General features: G+C 68.5%; 20 protein-coding genes. 11 read left to right on the top strand and 9 right to left on the bottom strand.

Features of this window, described 5'->3' with window-relative positions:
- Positions 1-42: 42 nt before the first annotated feature.
- The 4 genes from MX571_RS07875 to MX571_RS07860 all read right to left on the bottom strand — a co-directional run bounded on the left by MX571_RS07875 (position 43) and on the right by MX571_RS07860 (position 4,275).
- A complete protein-coding gene (locus MX571_RS07875) occupies positions 43-1,488 on the bottom strand; it encodes an MATE family efflux transporter (protein ID WP_247415238.1) in 1,446 nt (481 codons plus the stop codon).
- 75 nt (positions 1,489-1,563) lie between these two features.
- The gene (locus MX571_RS07870) at positions 1,564-1,830 is read right to left on the bottom strand and encodes a hypothetical protein (RefSeq protein ID WP_247415236.1); all 267 of its coding nucleotides are present in this window, start codon (positions 1,828-1,830) and stop codon (positions 1,564-1,566) included.
- Positions 1,831-2,368: 538 nt separating this feature from the next.
- Complete coding sequence (locus MX571_RS07865) at positions 2,369-3,184, bottom strand: hypothetical protein (protein WP_247415234.1); 816 nt, start codon at positions 3,182-3,184, stop codon at positions 2,369-2,371.
- A 299-nt stretch (positions 3,185-3,483) separates the two neighbouring features.
- Positions 3,484-4,275 (bottom strand): helix-turn-helix transcriptional regulator, encoded by a 792-nt coding sequence (locus MX571_RS07860; protein ID WP_247415232.1) that lies wholly within the window; start codon positions 4,273-4,275, stop codon positions 3,484-3,486.
- 630 nt (positions 4,276-4,905) lie between these two features.
- On the opposite strand from MX571_RS07860, the gene MX571_RS22675 reads away from it, so the two are divergent.
- Positions 4,906-7,098, top strand: a complete 2,193-nt coding sequence (locus tag MX571_RS22675; protein ID WP_368408999.1) for an alpha-ketoacid dehydrogenase subunit alpha/beta — start codon at positions 4,906-4,908, stop codon at positions 7,096-7,098.
- Between the two features lie 66 nt (positions 7,099-7,164).
- A complete protein-coding gene (locus tag MX571_RS07845) occupies positions 7,165-8,838 on the top strand; it encodes a dihydrolipoamide acetyltransferase family protein (protein ID WP_247415230.1) in 1,674 nt (557 codons plus the stop codon).
- Positions 8,839-9,057: 219 nt separating this feature from the next.
- Here MX571_RS07845 and MX571_RS07840 read toward each other — a convergent pair whose 3' ends face one another.
- Positions 9,058-10,167, bottom strand: coding sequence for a M23 family metallopeptidase (locus MX571_RS07840; RefSeq protein ID WP_247415228.1), 1,110 nt, complete (start codon positions 10,165-10,167; stop codon positions 9,058-9,060).
- A gap of 66 nt (positions 10,168-10,233) precedes the next feature.
- On the bottom strand, positions 10,234-11,100 hold the full coding sequence (locus MX571_RS07835) for a winged helix-turn-helix domain-containing protein (protein WP_247415226.1): 867 nt from the start codon (positions 11,098-11,100) through the stop codon (positions 10,234-10,236).
- Positions 11,101-11,385: 285 nt separating this feature from the next.
- Between MX571_RS07835 and MX571_RS07830 the strand changes: the two genes are divergently transcribed.
- A complete protein-coding gene (locus MX571_RS07830; RefSeq protein WP_247415224.1) occupies positions 11,386-11,769 on the top strand; it encodes a hypothetical protein in 384 nt (127 codons plus the stop codon).
- A 743-nt stretch (positions 11,770-12,512) separates the two neighbouring features.
- Here MX571_RS07830 and MX571_RS07825 read toward each other — a convergent pair.
- Together MX571_RS07825 and MX571_RS07820 are read right to left on the bottom strand one after the other, a co-directional pair.
- Positions 12,513-13,151 (bottom strand): TMEM175 family protein, encoded by a 639-nt coding sequence (locus tag MX571_RS07825; protein ID WP_247415221.1) that lies wholly within the window; start codon positions 13,149-13,151, stop codon positions 12,513-12,515.
- A 346-nt stretch (positions 13,152-13,497) separates the two neighbouring features.
- Positions 13,498-15,051 (bottom strand): aldehyde dehydrogenase family protein, encoded by a 1,554-nt coding sequence (locus MX571_RS07820; RefSeq protein ID WP_247415220.1) that lies wholly within the window; start codon positions 15,049-15,051, stop codon positions 13,498-13,500.
- A 212-nt stretch (positions 15,052-15,263) separates the two neighbouring features.
- Here MX571_RS07820 and MX571_RS07815 point away from each other — a divergent pair, with 212 nt between their 5' ends.
- Both MX571_RS07815 and MX571_RS07810 read left to right on the top strand, forming a co-directional pair.
- Positions 15,264-15,506, top strand: a complete 243-nt coding sequence (locus MX571_RS07815) for a DUF6199 family natural product biosynthesis protein (RefSeq protein ID WP_247415218.1) — start codon at positions 15,264-15,266, stop codon at positions 15,504-15,506.
- Between the two features lie 126 nt (positions 15,507-15,632).
- Positions 15,633-16,121, top strand: coding sequence for a hypothetical protein (locus MX571_RS07810; RefSeq protein WP_247415217.1), 489 nt, complete (start codon positions 15,633-15,635; stop codon positions 16,119-16,121).
- Positions 16,122-16,220: 99 nt separating this feature from the next.
- Here MX571_RS07810 and MX571_RS07805 read toward each other — a convergent pair whose 3' ends face one another.
- A complete protein-coding gene (locus MX571_RS07805) occupies positions 16,221-17,411 on the bottom strand; it encodes a hypothetical protein (protein WP_247415215.1) in 1,191 nt (396 codons plus the stop codon).
- Between the two features lie 461 nt (positions 17,412-17,872).
- Between MX571_RS07805 and MX571_RS07800 the strand changes: the two genes are divergently transcribed.
- The 6 genes from MX571_RS07800 to MX571_RS07775 all read left to right on the top strand — a co-directional run bounded on the left by MX571_RS07800 (position 17,873) and on the right by MX571_RS07775 (position 26,247).
- Positions 17,873-19,936 carry a hydantoinase/oxoprolinase family protein gene (locus MX571_RS07800; protein WP_247415213.1) on the top strand — a complete coding sequence of 688 codons (2,064 nt, stop codon included), beginning with the start codon at positions 17,873-17,875 and terminating at the stop codon, positions 19,934-19,936.
- A complete protein-coding gene (locus tag MX571_RS07795) occupies positions 19,933-21,780 on the top strand; it encodes a hydantoinase B/oxoprolinase family protein (RefSeq protein ID WP_247415211.1) in 1,848 nt (615 codons plus the stop codon). The genes MX571_RS07800 and MX571_RS07795 overlap by 4 nt, the downstream gene beginning before the upstream one ends.
- A gap of 55 nt (positions 21,781-21,835) precedes the next feature.
- On the top strand, positions 21,836-22,486 hold the full coding sequence (locus MX571_RS07790) for an isochorismatase family protein (RefSeq protein ID WP_247415209.1): 651 nt from the start codon (positions 21,836-21,838) through the stop codon (positions 22,484-22,486).
- Positions 22,487-22,601: 115 nt separating this feature from the next.
- Entirely contained in the window at positions 22,602-23,834 is a 1,233-nt protein-coding gene (locus MX571_RS07785) for a CaiB/BaiF CoA transferase family protein (RefSeq protein ID WP_247415207.1), read from the top strand.
- Positions 23,834-24,928: a LeuA family protein gene (locus MX571_RS07780; RefSeq protein WP_247415205.1), complete on the top strand. Its 1,095-nt coding sequence runs from the start codon at positions 23,834-23,836 to the stop codon at positions 24,926-24,928. Before MX571_RS07785 ends, MX571_RS07780 begins: the two co-directional genes overlap by 1 nt.
- Before the next feature lie 179 nt (positions 24,929-25,107).
- A complete protein-coding gene (locus MX571_RS07775) occupies positions 25,108-26,247 on the top strand; it encodes an ABC transporter substrate-binding protein (protein ID WP_247415204.1) in 1,140 nt (379 codons plus the stop codon).
- The last annotated feature ends 2 nt before the right edge of the window (positions 26,248-26,249 follow it).

Below are 26,249 nucleotides of genomic sequence, written 5' to 3'. Positions count from 1 at the left end.
GACGTGGACCAGCGACGAGCCGCGGTCGGCGGCGGTGCAGTGTCAGTCGTCGGCGGGCGCGGCGCTCGGCCGGTAGCTCCGACTGACGCGCTTCCACGTGTTCGAGCGGAAGCGGTAGTAGTTGAGGAGGGCCGGAATCGACGTCTCGGCCACGAACGCGAGGTAGAGGCCGGTGATGCCGAGTGCGGTGGTCGTGCCGAGGTACGCCAGCGGTATCGAACAGCAGAACATGCCGACGAACTGGCTGACGAACGGCCAGCGGGTGTCGCCGCTGGCGTCGAGCGGTCCCGCCGCCCCGCCGGAGACGCCCTGGAAGACGACGGCTCCGCAGGCGACCGACACCAGCGAGACGGCGATGGGGACCGACGGGGCGGTCGGGTCGTCGCTGAACGCGAGGACGATGGGGTCGGCGAACGCGAACACGATGACGGCCGACAGCAGGTAGACCGCGACGGCGAAACGGATTATCTCGCGGCCGTACGCCTCGGCGCTGCGCTCGTCGCCGCGACCGAGTTCCTGCCCGACGAGGCTGCTGGAGGCCAGCCCGAACCCCCAGCCGGGGGTGTTCATCAGCCCCCAGATGCGCCGCGCGATGACGTACGCGGGCAGCACGCCAGGACCGTACAGCCCCACGATGGCGAGCATGGGGAACTCGGCGACGGTCCAGACGCCGCTCCGGCCGATGACGGGCAGGCCGATGTCGAGGAGCTGGCCGAGGACGTCCCGGTCGAGGTAGCGCCCGAACGGGTCGACGCTGACGGGGAACGCGGTGAAACCGGGCAACCCGCCGTTGACGAGCGTGCCCGCGAACACCGCCGTGACGACGACGTTCGAGAGCACGGTTCCGAGCGCCGCGCCGACGACGCCCATCCCGAACCCGAAGATGAGGACCGCGTTGATGGCGATGTTCAGGAGCGCGCCGCCCGACCGGAACACCATCGGCGTCCACGCGTCGTCGACGCCGATGAAGACGCGGCTGCCGATGAGGTTGAGCGCCGCGAACGGGACGCCCAGCGAGACGACGCGGAGGTAGTCAGCACCGTAGCGAATCGTGGCCGCGTCGTCGCTCAGCAGGGCGACGAGGTCGACGGAGAACGTCCAGAGGACGGCGACGAGCGGGACGGTGAGCAGGACGACGAGCGCGGCGCTGGAGCGGACGGCCTGGCCGACGCCGTCGAGCGAGTGGCCGCCGTAGCGCTGGGAGACGAGGGCGATGGACCCCGCCGCGATGCCGCCGCCGAGGGCGAACGCGAGCCCCCAGAACGGGCTGGCGAGACCGACGCCGCCGATGGCCGTCCCGCCGAGGGCGACGCCGACCATCGCCACGTCGACGGCGCTCCGGGACATCCGGGCGAGCCCGGTGACGATGCGGGGCCAGGCGAGGTCGGTCGTTCGGCGGGCGCGTTCGTGGTCGAGGAGGCCCAGCCGGACGAGGAGACGGCCGACGAAGGCGACGAGGAGTCTGATAGGGTTCGGGAGGGAGGGCACGGAAGTTGTCAGGTGTCGTGAGTGGGCACGGATATCCTTGTCGGTCAGTACGGTCGGAAAGTATGCGTGTGAGGCTCACACGGCCTCGATATCGGCGTTCGGGAAGAACGCGTGGAAGGCGAGATTCGTCCGGATGCGCGGCGCGACGCGGGTGAGACTGACGAGGAGCGTCACCGCGAACTCCCCCCCGTCCGCCTCCAGCGAGTTCACGCGCTCGCCTCGAACGACGTACTCGACGTCGGCAGGGAGTGCGCGAGCGAGGCGGTCGGTCGCGCGGTCGATAGCGGTCACCGGGTGGTCGGCGGTCACGTCGTACGTGACCGCGAAGGTGGTCGCGTCCATCAGGTCGGCCCGAGGAGTCGAACCTCGCGTGCGAACCGGAGCGCCAGCGTCGTGAAGCGACCCGTATCGCTCGCGGTGGGCCTCGACAGCGCGTCGAACGCACCGCACCGGCACCGACGGGAGACGGCCCGCGGGAGAGCGGCGGCCGTCGTCTCGGAGGAGACACGCGACCGACGTGAAACGTGGCGAGCGTCCAGCGCGATACATCGTCCCCGTGGAGTGTCGTCGGTGTGCGACAGTCCGTCACCGCAACAGTATATAACGGTTCTTCACAACCCCCTCGTTTCGACTGGAACGGACCAGATAACCGCCAGAACGGACGGTCGGTACCGAGAGCGCGTGAGGTGTCCGGAGTCGTTTCGAACCCGGCCAGCAGGCCGGTGTCGATGTCGCCGTGCTTGCCTAGCTGAATCGAGGCCCAGCCATCGGCCGAATCACCCGGTCGTTCCATCGACACCGCTGCGACGAACGACTCGCGGTGGGACACTCGTCCGTCGGAAAACTCACCCGACCGGCCAGTTCACGCTCCGGGGCGAGTTCACTCCCCAGAGCGGTACGTCTCGAGCGTGATTTCGGCCGTCAGTTCGCCGGTCTCGGCGTCGTAGTACGCCGAGTACAGCGACAGGCCGACGTCGGGGGCGATGCAGGAGACCCACTCGTTCGAGTCCGACTCCGCCCAGGCCTCGTTGTCCGGGACGCGGATGGTCGAGACGTAGCACTCCTTGCCCGCGTACTCGTCGCGGCCCTCGACGTTCGCCGTCATGAAACCGTCCGTCGCGCTGCCAGCGAGGTTCCAGCTGTTACCCACGGCGAGGTCCCGAGCCGCGAAGTAGCTGGAGATGGGGTTGAACGGACCGAGCGTGAGGTAGCCGTAGGCGCTGGTCGCCGCCTCCATCGCCGCCTCGTCCTCGGGGTTCTCCTGCATCGCCGCCTGTATCAACTGCGTGCTGATAGTCGCGTTCTCGCCGGTCAGGGTGTACGTGTAGCTGGCGGTCCCGTCGTCGTAGGTGACGTCCGCCGTGACCTCGCTCCCGTCGACGGCGACGACGTCCCAGGTGAGGAGCACGTCGCGGTCGTTCCGCACGTCGTTCACGCGGAACTGGTAGAACTCGCCCTCGGCGAACGAGAAGCGCTCCCAGGCGGTGACGGTGTCGCCGTCGCCGCTCCCGCTCTCACTGCTCCCGTCGTTCCCGCTATCACCGCTCCCGTCGCCCCCCGAGGAGGCGTCCGCGCCGTCGTCGCTGCCGGTGGTCGACGGGTCCGCGCCGTCGTCGGCAGACCCACCCGTCCCCGCACAGCCGGCGAGGACGAGCGAGAGACACAGCACCAGGGCGAGCAGTCGAGAGCGGGTCATCGCCAGCCCTCCGCGACCACCGGACGCGAGAGGTGTGGGAAGGTCGATACAACCGTCGGGGAGTCGTGGTCGTCACTCATGGTCGAATCGTCGAGACGCGGCCACACAGGAACTGGCACCCGCGTTCCGACCGATACCACTCGCAGGCTGTGAGTCACGATAAAGATACTGCGTTCATGACACGAGCGGTGTTCACGCCGTGTTCGGTCCGGGTCACACGACGATGGGAGTCGGTCGAGACCCGGCCGCGGTAGTCGGTGGAGACCCAACGGCGGGAGTCGGTGAGCGTCCCGCCAGGCTCACGACGACTCGGCGGCCCACGCGTCGAGCGGAGTCGCCCGCGACCAGTGGGTAGCGAAGCTCTCGACGGCCCACTCGCGGACGGCTGGGTCGTCGGTGTCGACGAACACCGAGAGCATCCCGTTCGCGTCGTCGTAGACGCCGACGCCGACGCGGTCGTCGAACACCGCGAGGCCGAACGGCAGCGAGTCGTCGACACGGAGCCGCAGGTGCCCGGCCTCGACGGCGGCCGCGACCGCGTCGCGGTAGTCCTCGACGAGCTGTTCGGCGACGGTCGGCAGGTAGACGACGTCCGTCGTCATCCCGCCGAGGACGTTCTCGCGCACGTCGTCGACGTAGAGCGGCGCGATGGTCGTCGTGTCGTACCCCCGGAGCGACGACGACCCGTCGAGCAGTTCCATGAACCGCCGGACCGGTCGGTACGGGTCGCCGACGGTTGCCTCGGTCACCGTCGCCCCCTGAAATCGGGTCGGCTCGACGTCGAACTCCTCGAACGGGAGCAGGCCGACCAGCGGTTCCAGCGTGCGCGCCGACTCGATGGCGTCGACCGCCTCCGCAAGCGTATCCGCGACGATCTCTCCGACGACCGTGAGGCGGTACGTCCCGTCGGCGTCGACCGCCCACGACCGCTCCTCGAAGTCGGCGAGGATGCGCCCGAGCGTCACCCGCTCGACGTCGAGCGTCTCTCTGAGGTCCCGCCGCGTCGCCGCCCCCTCCCGGAGCGCCGCCAGCACCGCTACCCGGTTCTCCGAGCGGGCGAGGAATTCGAGGTCCGAGAGGGGCGACGACATCGGTGGAGTTCGCTTGCCCCCACGTAGCGAGGACTGGAGCATCAATATTCCGCTACCACAGACCGTTCCGCCGTGGTGAGCGTCCAGCCCGGGGAGTTCCGTCGGGGGGGAAACAACAGGACTGAACGCTTGCTGAAACGAGTTTCAGGAATCGCTTTTGGGTCGAGCGGCCCTCCTTCGAGCGAGCGTGGGCGAGCGACGGTCGGACACGCTGTTGGCATCCACTGCCCCGTCCGGGACGGCCGAGCCGGTACGGGTGCAGACGAGTCCGTCCCGTCCGTCCACCTCATGCGTCACCCGACGGCGGTGAGAACGTGATGCGAGAGCGGGCGCTCATTGTGGGGAAGTTGGTCAACGGAGAGTTCTGCTCGACCCGGCGTGAGAGACACCGAAGGAGCGTGAGGCGCATCGACGCGCCACCGTTCGGCCGCACCACGGGCGACGCTTGCGTACGCAACGACTGACGGCAACAGTCCCGGTTGCGTGTTCGGGACACACTCGACGACTGGTGCGCACCAGCGGCGGTCGAACTGACCATGACCACACCGACTGTACCACCGAGGACTGTCGCGGGGGGTACCGGCACGGAACCACCGACGAGTCGCGGCCACCGAGTGCGAGGGGGGAGCGATGGCTGACGAGACCTGGTCGGAGCGCGACCCGCCGCCCGACTACCACCAGGTGCTCGACGACGACGGCGGCGTCCTCGACGGCGCGGACGTCCCGTCGCTCGACGACGACGAACTCGTCGACCTCTACCGGACGCTGGTCGCCACCCGGTCGCTGGAGGACACGATGCTCGACATCCAGCGCAGCGGCGAGGCGAGCCTCGTCGCCCGCTCGCGCGGCGAGGAGGCCGTGGCGCTCGGTGCCGCAGCGCCCCTGCAGGAGGACGACTGGGTGTTCTACACCTACCGACAGAACTCGGCGCTGGTCCACTGGGACGTCCCGATGGCGAAGATAATCGCCGGGACGACCGGGCAGGAACCCGAGACGGTCGCCGAGGGACTGGACGACTGGGAGTCGCCGGTCAACTTCTCGCCCGATTACACGCCGGTCGGCGTGAACGTGACCAACGCGGCCGGGTCGGCGATGACCGACCGGTTCCGTGACCGCGACACCGTCTCGATGGCGTTCATCGGCGACGGGTCGACCAGCGAGGGGTCGTTCCACGACGGGATGAACTTCGCGGGCGTGTTCGACGCCCCGGTGGTCGTCGTCGTCCAGAACAACCAGTGGGCCATCTCCGAACCCTCGAAGCGACAGACGGGGTCGGAGACGTTCGCCCAGAAGGCCGAGGCGTACGGCGTCCCCCACGAACGCGTCGACGGCAACGACGTGCTCGCGATGTACGACGCGGCGAGTCGGGCCGTCGAGCGCGCCCGCGAGGGCGGCGGCGCGACGCTCATCGAGGCCGTCACCTACCGGATGGGCAACCACAACACCTCCGACAACGCGAGCCTCTACCGCGACGAGGAGGAACAGAAGGAGGAGTGGGCCGAACGCGACCCCATCGACCGGTTCTCGACGTATCTCGGCCACCGCAACCTGCTCGACGACGACCGACGCGAAGAGATCGAGGAGGACGTCGACGCCGACATCGACGAGGCCCTCGACGAGGCGCGGTCGGTCGGCGAGTCCGACCCGGCGACGATGTTCGACAACCACCTCCACGGCACCTCCTGGCGCGAGGCCCACCAGCGCACGGAGTTCCAGCGCGAACAGGCGGGCGAGAACCCGTTCACCGACTTCACGGGCGACGCGTTCGACACCGAGCAGTGGGCCGACCACGGTCCGGGTCTCGACGTCGAGTTCTCGCCGCGGGACCCCGGCGACGACGACGTGGAGGCGCAGTCGATGGACGTCGTGACGGCGGTCAACCGGGCGCTCCACCAGGAGATGGACCGCGACGACGACGTCCGGGTGCTCGGATACGACATCGGACCGCTCGGGGGCGTGTTCCGGGCGACCGACGACCTGCTCGACGAGTACGGGAGTGACCGCGTCATCGACACCCCGCTGTCGGAGAACGGCATCGTCGGGGCGGCCGCCGGGATGGCGATGCGCGACGACCGGCCGGTGCCCGAAATCGAGTTCATGGGCTTCTTCTACCCCGCGTTCGGCCAGTTCATGTACGCCGTCGCGAAGATGAACAAGCGGACGGGTGGGGAGGTCGAGATGCCGATGACCATCCGGATGCCGTACGGCGGCGGCATCAAGGCCCTGGAGTACCACCAGGAGTCGACCGAGACGTTCGAGATACACGCGCCGGGCGTCCGGGTGGTCTGTCCGAGCAGCCCCTACCAGACGAAGGGGCTGCTGGCGTCGAGCATCCGCTCGGACGACCCGGTCGTGTTCATGGAGCCGAAGTCCATCTACCGGGGCATCGAGGAGGAGGTGCCGACCGACGAGTACACCGTCCCGCTCGACGAGGCCCGGACCGTCCGGGAAGGCGAGGACGTGACGGTACTCACCTGGGGGGCGATGGTCCCGCAGGCCGAGCGAGCGGCCGACGAGGTGGACGCCGACGTCGAGGTCGTGGACCTCGTCACGCTCTCGCCGCTCGACGTCGAGACGATTCTGGAGTCCGTGAAGAAGACCGGTCGCTGCGTGGTCGTCCACGAGGCCCGCCGGACGCTCGGCCTCGGGGCCGAACTCTCGGCACTCGTCAACGAGTACGCGCTCGACCGACTGAAGGCCCCGGTCAAGCGGGCGACGGGCTACGACGTTCACTTCCCGGGCAACGACGCGGAGGACGATTACCTGACGGACGCGAACCGCGCCGCAGACGCCATCGAGGCGGTGATGAGCTATGAGTTCTGACCGACCCACCACACCCGAGAGAGCGGTATCGACCGGCGGCGACCCGCGCGACGCGGAGGGACGCCGATGACGAGGTACGAGTTCGAACTGCCCGACCCCGGCGAAGGGTTGACCGAGGCGGAGATCGTCGAGTGGCACGTCGAGTCCGGCGACGAGGTCGAGGAGCACGACGTGCTCTGCGAGGTCGAGACCGACAAGGCCGTGACGGAGGTCCCCTCGCCGTGTCCGGGCACCGTCGACGAACTGCTGGCCGACGCTGGCGATACCGTGCAGGTCGGGGAGGTGTTCGTCGTCATCGAGACCGACTCGCCGCCGAGCGGCGGTGACGAGGCCGAGGCCGCCGCGGAGGCGGACGAACGGTCCGAAGACGAGGAGGACGTCGAACGCGAGAGCGAGGAAGCGGATGCGGAGGACGACGTGGACGCCGACGAGTCGGAGGCGCAGTCCGACGAGGACGCGGCCGAAGGTGACGGGGCCGAAGCAGAGGAGGCAGAGACCGACGAGGAAGCGGCCGAAGACGAAGATGTGGAGGATGATGCCGAGCGTGGTGAGGGCGAGGACGTAGAGCAGGCCGTCGAACAGACGGAGGAAGAGGAACCCGAGAAGCACGAGGAGGAAACAGCAGACGAGTCGGCAGCAGACGCCGACGAGTCGGCCGAGGCGGCCGATTCCGAGTCCGAATCAGAGTCCGACGAGGAGGGCGACGCAGAGGGCGAGACCAGTGAGACGCCCGGGTCGGACGAAGAGCGGGTGTTCGCCGCCCCGCGAACGCGGACGTACGCCCGCGAGGAGGGTGTGGATATCTCCGACATCGACGGGTCGGGGCCGAACGGGCGCGTCCTGCAGGCGGACATCGACGAGCGACTCTCCGAGAGCGCAGGGGAGACAGAGACCAGCGGCGACGAGAGCGAGCGTGCCAGCGAAGCGAGTACAGACGAGGGCGACCAGCCAGCGAGCGCCGCGGCCGAGGAGGGGTCGGCGTACACCATCGAGCACCCGACCACCGAGATAGAGGCTGTCGCCGTCGACGAGGACGAGGAGCGCTCCGAGCGCCGCCCGCTGTCCGGACTCCGTGGCCGCATCGCCGAGAACATGGCCCGGTCGGCGTCGGTCGTCCCGCAGGTCACCTCGGGGTTCGAGGCGGACGCGACCGACCTCGTGGACCTGAAGGAGCGACTCGACGAGAAACACGACGTCCACATCACGTACTCGCCCATCCTGCTGAAGGCGGTCGTGCCGGCGCTCAAGGAGTTCCCGATCGTCAACGCGAGCATCGACGACACGACCGACGAGATCGTCGAGAAGCACTACTACAACGTCGGGTTCGCCACCCACACCGAGGAGGGACTCATCGTCCCGGTCATTCAGGACGTGGACCGGAAGTCCATCGTCGAGGTGGCCCGCGAGATGAACGACCTCGCCGAGCAGGCCCGCGACCGCTCCATCGACGCCGCGGACCTGCGGGGCGGGACGTTCACCGTGACGAACCAGGCGACGTTCGGCGAGCACCGTACCTACGGCACGCCCATCGTCAACCACCCCGAGGCGGCCATCATGGGCATCGGCCGGGTCGGGAAGAAGCCGGTCGCCACCGAGGACGACCGGGTCGAGGTGCAACCGCGGGTCGACCTCAGCCTCTCGTTCGACCACCGCCTCGTCGACGGCGCGACGGCGAACCAGTTCATGGAGTACGTCATCGAGGGCATCGAGGACACCGACACGCTCGTCGCTCGCCTGTAGAGCGACGAGCACCCGAAAGGATTTGTCAGCGTATCTGAACTATCGGACGTGAACCGCCGTGCCCTCCTCTCGTCGGTGGTCGCTGGAGCTGCGAGGCTCACCGGTTGTCTGGGTCCCCTCGACACCGTCGTTCGAGAACTGCTATCGCAGTCCCCAGGTCTCGAACCGGACGCGAAATAGCTGTGGTGCGGCCGGTGGGCGCCGCCGAGGACCCGTCGCTCAGTCCGTCGTCTCGACGGACGCCGCTTCGGGAGCGTGGATGACGCGCTGGCCGACCGCGACGGCCGCCTCGTCGTGCCGGATTACTTCCTCCTTCGGACCGCTCGCCACCGCGACGTGCGAGAACGTCACCGGGAGGCCCATCCCGCGGTAGAACGACGCGTCGTCCTGGACGTGGAAGTGGAGGTGTGGCTCCGTCGAGTTGCCCGAGTGGCCACAGCGACCGACCCGCTGGCCGGCGACGACGCGGTCGCCCGCCGCGACGGCGACGCTCCCCTCACGGAGGTGGGCGAGGACGGAGTGTTCGCCGCCCGCGTGTTCGACCACGACGTAGTTGCCCCGGATGTCGCGCTGGCGCAGGTCCAGCCAGCCCTTCGTCCGCGGCGTATCGCGGTGGCCGTCGTTCGCCGCGACGACGACGCCGTCTGCGGGCGCGACGACCGGTTCGTCCCAGCAGTAGTAGTCCGCCGGGTCGTCGCCGTCGCCGGTGTAGGTCCGCCCTTCGGCGTCGGTCTGCACGAGGTCGTAGGCGTAGCGCTGGCCGAGGATACTCCACGAGTGGGACGCGGAGCGGTCGTGGCTCCCGTTGACGACGGTCCACTCGCCCTCGACGGGCAGGCGGTAGGTCGTCCGCTGGTCGAAGGAGTCCGGGGCGGGCAGGTCGAACCGGTACCGGAGGTAGATGGCCCCGTGCCCGGCGAGCTGCCGGAGGGCCTGGGTCTGGACCCACGGGTTGACCTGCAGCGCCAGCGTCGACAGCAGGAACCGGGCGGTGGTCCAGCGGTCGCCGGTCCGCACCCAGTCCGTCCCCGACTCCTCGCGGGACGGGAGCAGCATCGCCACGAGCGGCCAGAAGCCGAACAGGAAGAATAGCGCGAACCCGCGCAACTGGTCGAGGTCCGGGACGAGGAACCCCGGAATCGAGAGCACGCCGAGCAGCGCGAGGTTGGTCGGGTCGGGGAGCCGCCAGCCGGACTCCTGCTCGTCGGGCGTCTCTGTCGGTGGTCGGGAGCCCTCGGTGGCGGCCCGGTCGCCGTCGGCCGGTCCGGGGTCGCTGGGGGAGGGCCGACCGTCGCCGCCGGAGGCGTCAGAGAGGAGCTTCGACAGCATACCACCAGATGCACGGACCGGTAGATGAGGGTTTGGCGAACGGCTCTTCTATAAACGGACTGTCACCTACTCGACGGGCTCGACCCGCGTCGAGAGCACCGCACCCGTCTCGGCGAGGACGGCGTGGAGCACCTCGTCGTCCAGTCGTGCGGAGAGACGGACCACGCCCTCGCCGTCGGCGGGCGTCGCCTCGTAGTCGACGTGCGCGAGTTCCCACAGCATCGCCTCGCGGATGGGCCGGTCGTGGTCGTGGTAGAACGCCTCGACCGTCGGATGGACGGTGAGCGCGAACCAGGCGGGGCCGACGACCAGTCCCGCACAGGTGTCACAGGCGGCCCGGAACTGTGGCATCTCCCCCTCGTCGGACGGTTCGATTCGCGCCGTCGTCGGCCCGTAGCACCGGGGGCAGTGGCCCTGCAGCGACAGGTCGACCGCGTGGAGGACGAGGCTCGTCGCCACCCCGGCGAGTTCGGCGACGGTCGCGTGGGTGGCCGCGTTCGGCGGCAGCGGCCAGCTCAACAGTTGGTGCCCCGCCTCGCAGTCGACCTCGATGCGGCCCTGCTCGTACCGCCCGGCGATGTCCTCGCCGCAGACGCTGCACTGGCCGTCGAGCGGCGTCGGTCCCAGGCGCTCGTGGTCGGTGTAGCGACCGGCGAGGATGGCACCCACGATCTCGCCGCCCGCGTAGGTGAATCGGTAGCCGTCGTCGACCTTCTCGACGAAGTGGCCGCGGAGTTCCTCGAGGTGGTAGCGGAAGCGACCGGGGTCCTCGACGCCCGCACGCTTCCGGAGCGTCGAGAACCGGCAGACCTGCTCGCCCGTCTCCCGGACGTGTTCGGCCAGCGCCCGGAGGACGTCGACGCGCGTCGGGTCGGCGACGGCCGCGAACGCGGCGTCGGGGTCGCTCACGAACTCGGGCGCGGAGTCGTCCATGTCGGGAACTGGCGACCCGACGATATCAATCGGGCCGTCTCCGACCACCCACGCCGTACGTGTATCTCCAGTGGAAATAGAGGGGTTTCTAGGGGAGTCTGACGAGAGTCGGACGTTCGGCAGACGCCGCTTTCCGAGGACGAGTGCGACCGGGACCGTCGGAACGGTGGAGCAGGTCCCCTCGACCGCCTCTTCTCCCGACTCAATGAGTGAAGCCCGCAACGTTAATCCGTCGTAGTAGTTCTCCCGAGGCAGAATGAGCGGGCACACGAGCGAGGCGGTGGGATGCTAGGGGACGAGTCGGTGACGGAGTGTATCGACTGCGGACTGCAGGCGGGCTACAACCGGGCCGTCGTCGACACGGCGCTGGGCAGGGAACTCGGTGGGCTGTGTTTCCGCTGTGAGGAGCGGGAGTTCGGCCGCAGCCTCGGCCGCGGAAACTGGGAGACGACGGTTGGCTGTGCGTTCTGCGACCGCGACGGGTTCTACGCACTCCCGGAGTGGAAACCGTACTGCGAGGATGTCGACGGCAGACGGGTCTGCAAGGTCGACTACCGGGTCGACGAGGCGACGCTCCGGCTCTGCGACGAACACTTCTCCTGCCTCTACGACGGACCGCCGCGCCAGGGCGTTGGGAGCCAGGAACGCGACGACCGCCGCGTCCCGTAGCGAGCGAGGGTAACGTTCGGTAACGGGAACCTGCTCGTAGCGACTCACCGTGAGAGACCACACGAAAGAGAGGCCCGCTGTAAGAGTGTCAGCGGGGTCCGTAGTGCCACACGCTCTGCGAGCCCTTCACGAAGCCCGCAGTTCGATACTGTGCCACTGACGATACAGTCCTTGTCACTACACGTGTAGCCACGGGAGTACGACACGGCGCGGTGAGCGGACCGGCACCGGGACGCGCCGCGTGCGGTCACGCGTACCACGGACGCCACGGCCATCAGGTATTTTTGCGTTCACTCGAACGTCTGGACCGGGTGATGGCCTCTCGCGAAGCCCCTCGACCACCGACAGAGGTCCACTCGCCCTTTTCGTCGCGATACCGTTCGTCATCGTGTGGTTCGTCACGCTGCTCCCCGTCACACCCCGACCCGTCGAGGCCGGACCTGCCGGCACTGGACCTGCCGGGACTGAATCCCACGCGCCGCTCGTGGGCGATGTCGAAGACAGGGGGACGCGGCGAGGTGAAACGGGTCGATGGACACCGAATACCGACGTGAAGCCCCGTCCATCGGTACCGTCAGCGCGCCGCTGTATCCCCCTGCCGGAAGCGGCTACAGGCAGTCGTGATGAACGGGAAGGCCGACCATCACCGCCTGCGTGCCGGATTGGTCGACGACGGGCACGTCAATAGACCCCGAGCCTAACTATCGAGGGTTCGAGCGTTCCGCCGAGAGCGTACACCCCAGTTATCGCCCGCCCGGGAGCGTCTCACCGCCGTCTGCGAGCAGTCGGCGCTGTAACAGCGGCGTCAACACGAACAGCGACCCCCAGCAGACGTAGACGAGGTCCAGCGAGACGAACAGCGCCACCGGGATGGAGACGCCGAACACGGACGGGTAGAGGAGGAAGCGGAGCCTGTCGTAGCGGACGCGTTCGGGGGCCAGCTCCTCCTCGAAGAACGCCTCGTTGCGGGCGACGACCCACCAGAGCGCGTAGAGGAGGAGTCCCGTCGTCGTCATCACCGCAGCGTAGAACACGACCGGCACCAGCCCGCCGTAGTCGCCCAGCAGCGACGTCGGAAACGGGAGGAAGGCGATCGCCATGAGGAACAGGATGTTGAGCCACTCGACGTCGCGCGTGTGGTGCGTAGCGTGGTCGAAGACGTGCCGGTGTTCGGTCCAGAAGTTACCGACGACGAGGAAACTGAGGACGTAGCTGACCGCGTCGCGCCACTCGCGGGCGACCATCTCGACCGTCACCGGGCCCGCGTCCGAGCCGGACGGGAGGTCGATACTCAGGACGAGTATCGTGATGGCGATGGCGAACACGCCGTCGCTCAGGGCTGCGAGTCGTCGGGTGTCCGGTCGGTAGTCGTCGGTCGCCATCCCACCGGGTAGAGTACGACGAGCGTGCGTAAAACGCCTCCTCACGTCCGATTTCGTTCGGGTCGAGGACCGGACCGATGACGCCCGTCAGAACCGACAGAATCCGCACCGTTGCCTGACCGCCGACTGCACGTAGGTCTGCTCACAGTCCGGACACCACGAGCGCCTGTCCAGCCGGAACGTCAGGAGAACCGAGAGAACGACCAGGGCGGCGAGTGTTCGGCTGTGAACCATGGGAACTGCTAGACACTCACCGGGAAAAGTATTCGCATCGCTAGAACTCGGTGGCGAGTGTCACGTCACCGACGGCGACCGACGAGCCACTACGGGAACCGTGCGAGTGCGGTCAGCCCATCCGGGGGAGGTCCCCGAAGTTCATCATCACGGACTTCGTCTGCGTGTACTCCTCGAACGTCTCTCGGGCGAGTTCGCGGCCGAGCCCCGACTGCTTGAACCCGCCGTGGGGGACCGGTTCGAACAGGTCGTTGTAGGTGTTGACCCACACCGTCCCGGCCTCCAGTCGGTCCGCGACCCGGTGGGCCGTCTCCACGTTCTCGGTCCAGACGCCCGACGCCAGGCCGTACCGCGTGTCGTTCGCCTGTTCGATCATCTCCTCCTCGTCGGACCATCGGATGACCGAGAGGACCGGACCGAACACCTCCTCGCACGCCACCGTGTCGTCGTTCTCGACGCCTTCGAGGACGGTCGGTTCGACGAACGGCGCGCCGTCGAGCGACGAGTCGTCGGGGGTCCCGCCACCGTAGCGCACCGTCGCCCCCTCCGCCTCCGCCGTGTCGACGTACGAGAGCACCTCCTCGCGGTGGTCGTGGTCGACGAGCGGGCCGACGTCGGTCGTCGCGTCGAGCGGGTCGCCCACCGCGAGGTTCTCGGTCCGCTCGACGAACCGGTCGAGGAACTCGTCGTAGACGTCCTCGTGGAGGAACAGTCGGGACCCGGCGGTACACTGCTCGCCCTGGTTGAACCAGATGCTGAGGACCGTGCCCTCGACGGCCTTCTCCAGGTCGGCGTCCGGGAAGACGACGTTCGGGCTCTTCCCGCCGAGTTCGAGCGAGACGGGCGTGATGGTCTCGGCGGCGTTCTGCATCACGTACGTCCCGGCCTGCGTCGACCCGGTGAGCGACGCCTTGTCGACGTCCTCGTGGGAGGTGATGGCGTCGCCCACCTCGCTCCCCGGCCCGGTGACGACGTTGACCGTCCCGGCCGGGAGCACCGAGTCGACGACGGAGGCGATTTCGAGCGTCGAGAGCGCCGCCCGCGAGGAGGGTTTGAACACGACCGTGTTGCCGGCGGCGAGCGCCGGAGCCATCTTCCAGCCGACGAACATCGCGGGGAAGTTCCACGCGCTGATCTGGCCGACGACGCCGTGTGGCTCCCGTTTCGTGTACGCGAGTTTGTCGCTTCCCATCGGCGGAAGCCCGCCCTCGTCGGCGCTGCGGACGAGACTCGCGAAGAAGCGGAACTGCTCGACCATGATCTCCGCGTCCACGAACGCCGAGTGCTGGTTGGGCTTGCCCATCTCCAGGCTGTCGATGCGGGCGATTCGAAGCTTCTCCTCGTCCAGCGCGTCGGCCACCTCGAACAGCAGGTCCGAGCGCTGTCTGGGCGACTGCTGGCCCCAGCGGCCCTCGAACGCCTCGCGGGCGGCCGCCACCGCCCGGTCGACGTCCTCGGCCGTCCCGCGCTGGATGCGGGCGAGCACCTCGCCGGTCGTCGCGTCGAGTGTCTCCATCGTCTCGGTGTCGGCCGACTGCCGCCACTCGCCCCCGACGAGGAGGCCGTACTCCTCCTCCGGGACGGCCGCTTCGGCGGTCGACCGGTGTTTCTCGACGATGTCCGACGCTACCCCTTCGCTCCCGTCTGCCTCGTGTTCACGTGACATGGCTGTGGTCCGACAACGGGGCGCGTGCCCACGTAGCTGGCGGAGCCTCGGCCGGTTCGGGGTTAACAGTGACCACGGGGATACCCGGTGGTTTACAGTGCCCGTCCGTGCCGGAACGTGGCCACGACACGACGGCACCTCGGAACCGCCGACTGACCAGCAGTAGTGACGGTCGGGCAACAGTTAATCGGGTCGCCGGCGAAGCGGTCTCGATGATGGGGCTCTGGGTGCTGTTCGGTCTCGTCGGGGTACTGTTCCCCCGGAAGATGGTGGACTTCTGGATGGGCTACGCCGTCGAGGACGGCGAGGACGTGGAGATAAAACCGTGGGTGTACACCGTCGCCCGCATCGAGGGAGTGGTCATCGTCCTCTGGGCGCTCCGACGGCGGCGAAGGCGACGGCGACAGGCGGCAACGCCTGGTGGAACGGCGACCTCGTCCGTAGACGCCGCGTAACGCGAGACGTTCTCCTGGTCGCTGCTCCGTAGTCGCGGGAGCGAGGAGGCCGCGCCGGCGGTCGCGTCGACCCGACGCCTCGGCCGCCGACGGAACTGACTTCCGCGGCGGGGCCGGTCGGTCGGTATGAACCGGTCCTCGCCAGCCGTCGAGGAGGTCGTCGAGTACTGCCGGATACAGGCCGGACTGCTGTTCGGGTCGGTCGAGACGATGACCGAGGAGGCCGACGCGCTGCTCGACGACATCGACGACGAGATGGCGGACATCAGGTCGCGTCTCGGGCGGCCGGCCGACGAGACGGACGGTCCGACGGGACCGAACTCGACGGACAGTCCCGGAAACGACGCGGTCGACGTCGGGAGCGTCGAACGCCACGAGGCCCGCCTCGAAGAGCGGCAGGCGGAGGTCGAGGCGACCGAAACGCGGATTCGACTGTTCCAGCGGCTCGCGTCGGGTTACACCGAACTCGCCGAGGACCTCCGGGAGGGAGAGAACGACCCGCAGGATGCCCTGGAGCGAGTGGTCCGCTTCGAGGCCGAGCACGACGCGCCAGCGTACTTCGACGACCGGGAGACGCTCTACGAGGTCGTCGAACGCGGGTCCGACGACGGCTGAACGTTCCGGTAGCCGGGGCACGCGGCTTGCCGATCGACCGCGAGCGAACCGGCTCGTTCCCTCGGCACGGCCGGACGATTCGCCGGGACGACCCCCAAATCAGGGCGTCGCCGTCGGCCGACCGAGCGACTCGACCGCGCGCACCACCGCCCGGCCGAGGTCGTTCTCGCTCCAGTCCGCCGCCCGGGGAAGCGTCACGCGGTAGGTCCCGACGCCGTCGAGCGACTCCTGGAGCACACGCGTCTCGGCGTCGACGACCCGGTGGAGTTCGTCCACGGCCGACCCACCCGGGACCAGCGCGTCGTAGGCGTGGAAGTACTCCCCCAGGCGCTCGTTCCACTCGTAGTAGGCGATAGCCCGTAGCGCCGCCAGCATCTCCCGGTCGGAGACGCGTTCGACGGTGACGTCGCTCGCGTTCGGGTCGGTCGCGAGGAGCACCGTATCGTCGATAGGCGCCTCGTCGACGGACGTCGCTCGCGGGAACAGGGACCGCACGTCGCGGAGGTATCGAACCGACTCCCCCACGAATCGGCTGCTGAGATAGCTGAGCGCGGTGTCGACCAGGGCGTCGCCGTCTCCGAACCGATTCTGTATCCGCTGGTCGACGGACGCCCGCAGTCGGCTCTGGAGGCCGTCGTACTGCAGTTCGACGCCCGAGAACGACCGCGCGTTCCGGGGGTGGAGGTTGACCGCGAGCGGGTAGCCCCGTGCGGTACCGTCCGCGCCGACCCAGAGCCGGTCGTCGGCGAGGAACTCGGCCCCCTCTCGGAGCAAGGCGAACGTGGTGTTCGTCTTCCCCGCGCCACGCCACGCGGGAAACAGCGTCGTCCGCCCGTCGTGTCTTACCCCGGCGGCGTGGACCAGCGCGCGACCCTCCTCGACCAGTCGCTGCCTGAGTCGGAACTCGACGGGATAGACCGCGTAGAACGGTTCCCAGTCCGGCGTGACCCAGATGTGGTCCCATCCCGGTTCGACGCGCATGTGCTCGTCTCCGTTCCGGACGACGAACGCGTCCCCGGTCCAGCCGTAGTGGTCGGTCGGTCCACCCAGTATCGACGTGCAGTCCACCTCCTCGGTCGTCCGTTCGACGACGACGTCCGGCGGCCGAGTCGGCGCAGGAGTCTCGAACGCCCGGAACATCTCGCGAAACTGTGCGGTCGACCGGCCGCCCTCGCCCCGCACCTCGAACCGGAGCGTTCCGAACAGGTCGTAGAAACTCCGCCTCGGCCCGTCGCGACGAGCGTCCGGTACGGTCCGGGCAGTAGGACTACCCGGGAGTTCAGATGTCATCGTAGGGACAGGTCGTCGAACGCCGTTAGTTACTCTCGCAGTAGCGAGTACATAGTCGGAAAAGGGACGATTACCCCGCCGAGGGGCAGACAGTCATCCGTAGGTCCGGCAGAGAACGCCGGAATCCGACACGACTTCGCGGACAGTCATCCCGTCCCTCCGTTCGCCACCGTCCGCCGAGCGAGAGCGCATCCGGCCGGGAGCAGACGGGAGTGACCACCGGACGATGGAGAACGCCGTCGAGACGCCGACCGCTGCGGGAGGCAGTCCACCAGCGACGTCACTGCCGACCCGTCGAACGCGAGGGCGAGCGGTCGGGCGTCGGGCGCGTCACCGGGTCCTGACTGGCGGATCTCGGGTCGACGGGACGGAGCCCACCGGTGAGGGCACATAAACCCCCGACAGAAGTTGGGAGAACGCTTACGCCGAGGGACGTGGAGCGTCTAGCCATACGATACCATATGACACATAATCTCGGAGTAGACGTCGGTGGGACCTTCACGGACGTCGTCGTGTTCGACGAGGCCACGAACGAACTCACGGTCGACAAGGTCCTGTCGACGCCGGAGAACCCGTCGACGGGCGTCGTCGACGGCATCGAATCGGCGGTGGAGAAGGCGGGGACCGACGTGGCGGCGCTCGACCTGCTGTTCCACGGGACGACGGTGGTGACGAACATGCTCCTCGAAGAGACCGGGTCGCGAGTGGGACTCCTCACGACGGCCGGACACGAGGACGTCCTCCACCTCGCACGGGCCTGGACGCCCGGCCCGCTCTACGGGTGGATGGGCATGGAGAAACCCGACCCGCTGGCCGACCTCGTCGACACGCGTGGCGTCGACGGAGCCATCAGCGCACCGGACGGGACTGTCGCAGAACCGCTCGACGAGGCCGGCGTCCGCGAGGCGGTCGGCGAGTTGCGCGACGCGGGAGTGGAGGCGCTGACCGTCGCCCTGCTCAACTCGTATCTCAACCCGACGCACGAACGGCGGATTCGCGACATCGTCGCCGAGGAGGCCCCGGACCTCCCGGTGTCGATATCGTCCGAAATCGTCCCGGAGTACGGCGAGTACGAACGGACGCTGACGACGGTCATCAACGACTACGCCCGGCCGCAGGTCATCGGCTACCTCGACGACCTGCGGTCGTCGCTCGAATCGGCGGGGTCGACGGCGACGATGAACGTGGTGCGCTCTGACGGCGGCCTGATGAGTACCGAGGCGGCGAAACACCGACCGGTCGAACTCGCACTGTCCGGACCGAGCGGCGGCGTCGTCGGGGCAGCGACCATCGCCGAGGCGGCGGGCGTCCCGGACGTCCTGACCCTCGACATGGGTGGGACCTCGACGGACGTCTCGCTCGTCGAGGGCGGGGAACCGGGGACGACGCGCCAGACGAAGGTCGGCTATCGGGAGTTCAAGTCCCGCGCCGTCGACGTCAACACGGTCGGCGCGGGCGGGGGCTCCATCGCCCGCGTCCAGCTCAGCGGGTCGTTGCAGGTGGGTCCCGAGAGCGCGGGGGCGGACCCCGGGCCCGCCTGTTACGGCCTCGGCGGCGAGGAGCCGACGGTGACCGACGCTAACGTCGCCCTCGGGCGCATCCCGCCGTCGGTCCAGCTAGGTGGCCGGATGGAACTCGACCGAGAGGCCGCCCGCGACGTCGTCGAGAGTATCGCCGAGGAACGCGGCACGTCCGTCGAGGAGGCGGCACAGGCGATCCTCGACATCGTCAACGAGAACATGTACAGCGCGCTGCGGGTGGTGTCGGTCGAACGCGGGTACGACCCCCGCGAGTTCGGTCTCGTCGCCTTCGGTGGGGCGGGCCCGATGCACGCCAACGCCCTCGCAGACGTGATGGGCGCCTACCCGCTCATCGTCCCGCCCGGCCCGGGCGTGATGTCGGCGTTCGGCTTCCTCACCTCGGACGTCCAGAACGAGTTCTCCGAGACGTACCTCCGGACCGACGACGAGGTGACCGGCGAGGACGTCTTCGAGGAACTGGAGACGATTCGCGAGGCGGCCGCCGACTGGCTGGCCTCGGAGGGCGTCGACGAGGCGGACCGCACGTTCGACTACTACGCCGACTGCCGGTACTACCGCCAGGACATCCAGATGTCCATCCCGGTCGACGCCGACGAACTCCGACGGGAGACCGGTCTGGCCGAGATAAAGGGCGACTTCGAGGCGAGGCACGACCAGCAGTTCGGCTTCTCGCTCGACGCGCCCCTCGAGATAGCCAACCTGCGGGTCGTCGGCAAGGGGGCGGTACAGGGCGTCGAAATCGAAGCGGAGGAACCGGGTGAGGCCGACGCTAGCGACGCCGTCACCGGGAGCCACGACGTCTACTTCGACGACGCCTACCGCGACACGACCATCTACGACCGGACGGCGTTGCGACCGGGGAACGAGGTACCGGGTCCCGCCATCGTCACTGGCGACGACTCGACGGTCGTGGTCCAACCCGACCACGTGGCGACCGTCGACCGCTACGGCAACCTCGCGGTCGAACGAGGTGAGGGACGATGAGTTCCGAGACGCCCGAGTTCGTCGGCGACCACGACGTCGACCCGACGACGCTCGACATCATCGAGAGCACGCTGGAGAACACCCGCTACGAGATGGACCGCGTGCTGGAGACGACGGCCATCTCGCCGGTCATCCGCGAGCAGTCCGACCAGTTCCCGCTCATCGCCGACCGCCACGGCCGGATGGTGATGGGACAGTTCGGGTCGGCCATCGACACCATCATCGAGAACGCATCGTTCGACTGGGACGACCTGGAGGAGGGCGACGTCGTCGCCACCAACGACCCGTACTCCTGTGCGGGTGCCGTCTCGCACACCCCGGACATGCTGTTGCTCCGTCCCATCTTCTACGAGGGCGAGCGCGTGGGCTTCTCCAGTCAGTGGGGGAACCTGATGGACGTCGGCGGGAAGACCCCCGGGAGCATGCCCGTCCAGGCGACGACGGTGTTCGAGGAGGGGGTGCGCCTCCCACCGGTGAAACTGTACGAGGCCGGCGACCTGGACGAGGAACTGCTGGCGACGTTCGCGCACAACACCCGCCTCCCGGAGCACGCCGAGGCCGACATCAAGGCGCTCGCCGCGGGCACGAAGACGGCCGAAGAGCGTGTCCAGGAACTCTGCGACCGCTTCGGGAGGGAGACGTATCTCGACGCGTGTGACGCCATCCTCGACCGGACGCGCGACGGGATGATAGACCTCATCGAGGAGTTCGTCCCCGAAGGCGAGCGCTACACGTTCGAGGACTACGTCGACGACGACGGGATGGGCAACGGCCCCATCAAACTCCACCTGGAGATCTACCGCGAGGGAGAGACGGTGTACCTCGACTGGACGGGCACCGACGAGCAGGTGCCGGGGACGGTCAACTTCCTGCTCAACGAGAAGATGTTCAAGATGTTCACCGGCGTCTTCCTCATCATGGCGTTCGACCCGCTGTTGACGTTCAACGACGGGTACTACGACCTGTTCGAGGTGACGCTCCCCGAGGGGACCGTCGTCCAACCGGAGTACCCAGCCGCGCTCGGCAACCGCCTGCCGATGATGGCGCGGCAGTTCGACGTGCTCCAGGCGACGTTCTCGAAGCTCATCGACCAGTTCTCCGTCGCCGGGAGCTACGGCACCTCGCCGAACCTCGTGTACGCCGGGACGGACTCGGACGGGAACCAGTTCCAGATGCTCGAGATCCTCTACGGCGGGATTCCCGCACGTCCCGGTGGCGACGGGCTGGACGGCCACTCGTGGTGGCCGCTGTTCCGGACCGTCCCCGCCGAGTACCAGGAGGCGTACTACCCGCTGACCATCGACGAGTACAGCACGCGCGAGGACACGGGCGGTCCCGGCGAGTTCCGGGGCGGCCACGGCATCACGAAGGTGTACACCTTCGAGGAGGACGGCGCGATCACGTTCCAGGACGACCGGGCGCACACGTACCCGTGGGGCGTCGACGGCGGAACCCACGGCCAGACCAGCGAGAAGACGCTGATTCGGACCGACGGGACCGAAGAGTCGCTCCCCTCGAAGGTGGAGAACGTCGCCGTCGAGGCCGGCGACCGACTCGTCTTCCGGACCGCGGGCGGCGGCGGACTCGGCGACCCACTCGACCGGGACCCGTCGGTGGTCGCCGAGGAGGTCCGGCGTGGACTCGTCACCGAGGACGCGGCTCGCGAGTCCTACGGCGTCGTCCTCGACGACGGGAACGTCGACGAGGACGCGACGGCCGACCGGCGCGAGACGCTCCGCTCGTCCCGTCAGGAGCCCGGAGAGTTCGACTACGGCCCGTTGCCCGAGTACGACGACCTCGCCGAGGACATCGCCGAGGAGCGCCGCGAGTTCGAGCGGCGCTGAGCCGGCGCACCGCCCGCGACCGAACAGCCTTCACCACCCCCCGAGAAGACCACCGATGGACTGGATCGACGACACGGAGGAACTGTACGCGAACCGCGAGTTCGCGAGCAGCGTCGGCTTCGGCGAGCGACCGGCACTGGTCGTCGTCGACCTCATCGAGGCGTTCACGGACCCGTCGTCGAACCTCGGGTCGGACGTCGACGACGTGGTCGCACAGGCGGCGCGACTGCTGACGGCGTTCCGCGAGGCTGACCTTCCACGCTACTTCACGACCGTCGCCTACGAGGAGTCGTACGGCGACGCGGGCGTGTTCGTCGAGAAGGTGCCGGCGCTGCGCGAACTCCGCCTCGGGACCGACCGCGTCGCCGTCGACGAGCGAATCGAACCCCGAGACGACGAGCGCGTCGTCCTCAAGAAGTACGCGAGCGCCTTCTTCGGCACCGACCTGGCGACCGAACTGACGACCGACCGCGTCGACACGCTCGTCCTCGCGGGCGTGACGACGAGCGGGTGCATCCGCGCGACGGCCGTCGACAGCCTCCAGCACGGCTACCGGACGATCGTCCCGGCCGACGCCGTCGGCGACCGGGCAGAGGGGCCACACCGGGCGAACCTGTTCGACATCGACGCGAAGTACGGCGACGTCGTGGAGACGGACGCCGTCCTCGAGGAACTGGACCGACGCGAGACCACGACCGACGAATGACGACCGACGCGACCACCGTGAGACAGACACACACGTTACCGACGACGATGACTTATAAACGCCCGACACTGGTCGGTGGAACTGCTTTTCCGCTGGAGGGAGGTACGAGGAGACGATGAACGAGGAGACGACGAGTGCACGAGAACGGCAGGGACCGCTCGACGGTCTCCGTGTCATCGACATGTCGGGGATGATCAGCGGGGCCTTCGCGACGACGATGATGGGCGACTTCGGGGCGGACGTGGTGATGGTCGAACACCCGGAGGTGGGCGACCCCATCCGGGAGTGGCCCCAGAAGACCGAGGACGGCGAGTCGCTCTCCTGGAAGTCCCTGGGGCGCAACAAGCGCTGCATCACGCTCGACCTGAGCGCCGACCGGGGCCGCGACCTCGCGCTCGAACTCGTCGCGGACGCCGACGTGGTCTTCGAGAACTTCCGACCGGGGACGATGGAGCGGTGGGGACTCGGCCCGGACGACGTCCACGAGGTCAACGAGCGGGCCATCATGGTCCGACTGTCGGGGTACGGTCAGACCGGACCGAAGTCGGAGAAACCGGGGTTCGGCACCGTCGCCGAGGGCATCTCCGGGTGGGCGCACGCGAACGGGTTCGCCGACAGCGAACCGCTCCTCCCGCCCATCAGCCTCGCCGACCTGACGGCGGCGCAGTTCGCCCTCCAGTCGACGATGATGGCCATCTTCGAACGCGACGTCGGGCGCGGCGGAAGCGGCGAGGGACAGGTCATCGACGTCTCGCTCACCGAACCGCTCTGGCGACTGTTCTTCGGCGCGGTCGAGGCGTACGACCGCATGGAGTACGTCAGCGAGCGCAACGGGAATCGACACTCCAGCACCGCCCCGCGGAACATCTACGAGACCGCGGACGGCTACATGACGATGTCCGCCTCGAACCAGAAGATATGGGAGCGGGTCGCCCGCGCCATCGACAAACCACACCTCGTCGACGACCCGCGGTTCGAGGACAACGAGACCCGCGTCGAGAACGTCGAGGCGCTGGACGCCGAGATAGCGGAGTGGACGCGCCAGCGGACGACCGAGGAGGCCATCGAGGTGCTGGAGGCCCACGACGCCATCGTCGGCCCCGTCTACGACATGGAGGACATCTTCCACGACGAGCAGTTCCGGGCGCGCGAGGACTTCGTGGAGGTCGACGACCCCGACGTCGGTCCCCTCACGACGTTCGCGCCCATCCCGAAGTTCTCGCGGACGCCCGGCGAGGTGGAGTTCCTCGGCCCGCGACACGGCGAGCACAACGAGGAGGTGTACCGGGGGGAACTCGGCCTCTCGGAGTCCGAACTCGCCGACCTGGAGTCGGAGGGCGTCGTCTGATGCGCCTCTCGGACGTGACGCTCCGGGAGGGCGACCAGCTACCGGGGCGAGAGTTCACCGCCGACCAGAAACTGACCTGTGCGCGGGCGCTCGACGACCTGGGACTCGACTACGTCCAGGCGGGGTTCCCGGCGACGGGCGAGACGGACCAGCGGGTCCTCTCGGAACTCGCCGGGACGACGGACGCCGAAGTCATCGGTCTCGCACGGGCGCTGGACCGCGACGTCGACGCCGTCCTCGACACGGACGCCGACGTCGTCGAACTGTTCGTCTCGGTGTCCGACCGCCACCTCGACCGGCTACTTGGGAAGACCCGCGAGGAGATGCACGAGATGCTCGCGGGGGCCGTCGAACACGTCCACGACCGCGGCGGGACGGCGCACGTCACGCTGGCCGACGCCTTCCGGACACCTGCCGAGGACGTCCTCGCCGTCGAGGAGGCGATTCCGGAGGTGGAGTATCTCACGCTCGCGGACACCGTCGGGGCGCGGACGCCCCGCAGCGTCCGCGAGTACCTCGACACGCTCGGCGAGGCCGTCGACCTCGGCCGCGTCGGCGTCCACTTCCACGACGACCTCGACTGCGCGACGGCGAACGTCCTCGCGGCGGCCGACGCCGGCGTCGGGAAGGCCGACGTGAGCGTCGCGGGCCTCGGCGAACGGGCGGGCAACAGCCCCCTGGAGTCGGTCGTCGTGGCCGCGGGCGTCGACGCAACCGTCGACTTCGGCGTGGACGAGTCCGCCCTGATACCGACCTGCCGCCAGGTGCTGGAGACGCTCGGGGAGGAGTGGGACGACCGGCGGGCCGTTCTCGGCGAGACCGTCAGCGAGCACGAGTCCGCCATCCACACGACGGCGATGCTCAGCGACCCGGCGACGATGGAGGCGTACGACCCCGAACGGTTCGGCGGCGAACGACGACTCGTGTTCGGCGCGTCGACCGGGACCAGCGGCGCGCGGAAACTGCTCGACCGGGCTGGCGTCGAGGTCACCGACGACGCCGTCGCGGCGTACACCGAGGCCCTCGCCGACCACGGTCCCCTCGGCCTGGACGGAGCGCTGGACCTCGCGCGAGCGACCGTCGGTCGGGAGTGACGACCCGGTCTGTCGAACTGCGTTCGAACTCGTTCTCGGAGGACAGTCGGACAGCGACGCGTCCCGCCCGACCCGAGTCCGAACACGGCACCCGCCGAGCACCCACTCTCGGCCCCTCTGATAAAGTCCCCACAAGTGTCGGTTAAAGTCGTAAGGCGAATCGGCGTAAATCGGCGCCTATGTCAAGTGGTGACACGAACGGGGGTACCACGACCCGCAGACAGCTACTGGGCGCGACAGGAACGGCACTGACACTCGGTGTCGCTGGCTGTCTCGGCGGGGGAGACGGCGAGGGGAACGGCGGAGGAACCAGTAACGACGGCGGCGGTGGCGGCGACGGCGGCAACGGGAGCACCGACGGCGGTGGTGGCGGGGGCGGCGCGTCCTTCTCGACGGAAGCGACGGTCACTCACTGGCCCATCCTGATGTACTCGCCGCCGTACCAGGCGGCGCTGGAGAAGGGCTACTTCGAGGAGGAGGGCATCACCATCGAGGGCTTCGTCGGTTCGTCGGGCGGCGGGACGACGGTCCGGAACGTCGTGACCGGCGGCCTGGCGTTCGGCGAGGTGGCGACGCCGGCGGCGGTCAACGCCTACTACGCGGGCGCGCCGCTGACCATCATCGGTGGGGCGACGAACACGCCGGGGACCATCAACTGGGTCGCGCCAAAGGGGTCGGACGTCCAGGACATCACCGACCTGAAGGGGAAGACGGCCGGGTTCACCAGCGCCGGGTCGGTCACGCAGAACACCTCGGCGCTCTCGGTGAAACGCGCCGACGGCATCACGCCCGACGACGTGTCGTTCAAGGCGATGGGCGGGGTGAGCGAGGGGTTGACGGCGCTGAACAAGGGCTCCATCGCGGCCGCGGCGAACCTCGACCCCGTGTTCAGCTCCCAGCAGCAGGACGAAGAGCAGTGGCAGGTGGTCTTCTGGGCGAAAGACTACATCGAGCAGTTCCAGCAGACGTGCATCATCGCGGGCGGGAACATCCTGGAGGAGAACCCCGAGGCGGTTCGTGGCTACCTCCGGGCGCGGGCGAAGGGCGTCAAGTTCGTGCGCGAGAACCCCGAGGAGATGGCCGAGATATTCGCGTCGTACAACGACGGGTACGACAAGGCGACGATGGCCGCCGCCATCGAGAACGTCGGTCCCGACGACTACTACGTGGAGAACGAGTTCAGCGTCGAGGGGCTCCAGACCATCGAGGAGGGGATGAAGAACATCGACCTCATCGACCGGGACGTCGAGTGGTCGAAGCTCATCGACCAGTCGTTCCTCCCCGAGGAGAAGCACGTCGACCTGAGCCAACTGAACTGACG

Source organism: Halomarina salina, assembly GCF_023074835.1.
Classification (GTDB): domain Archaea; phylum Halobacteriota; class Halobacteria; order Halobacteriales; family Haloarculaceae; genus Halomarina; species Halomarina salina.
Note: the sequence above shows the minus strand (reverse complement) of the source record. Positions and strands in the feature narration are given on the sequence as shown.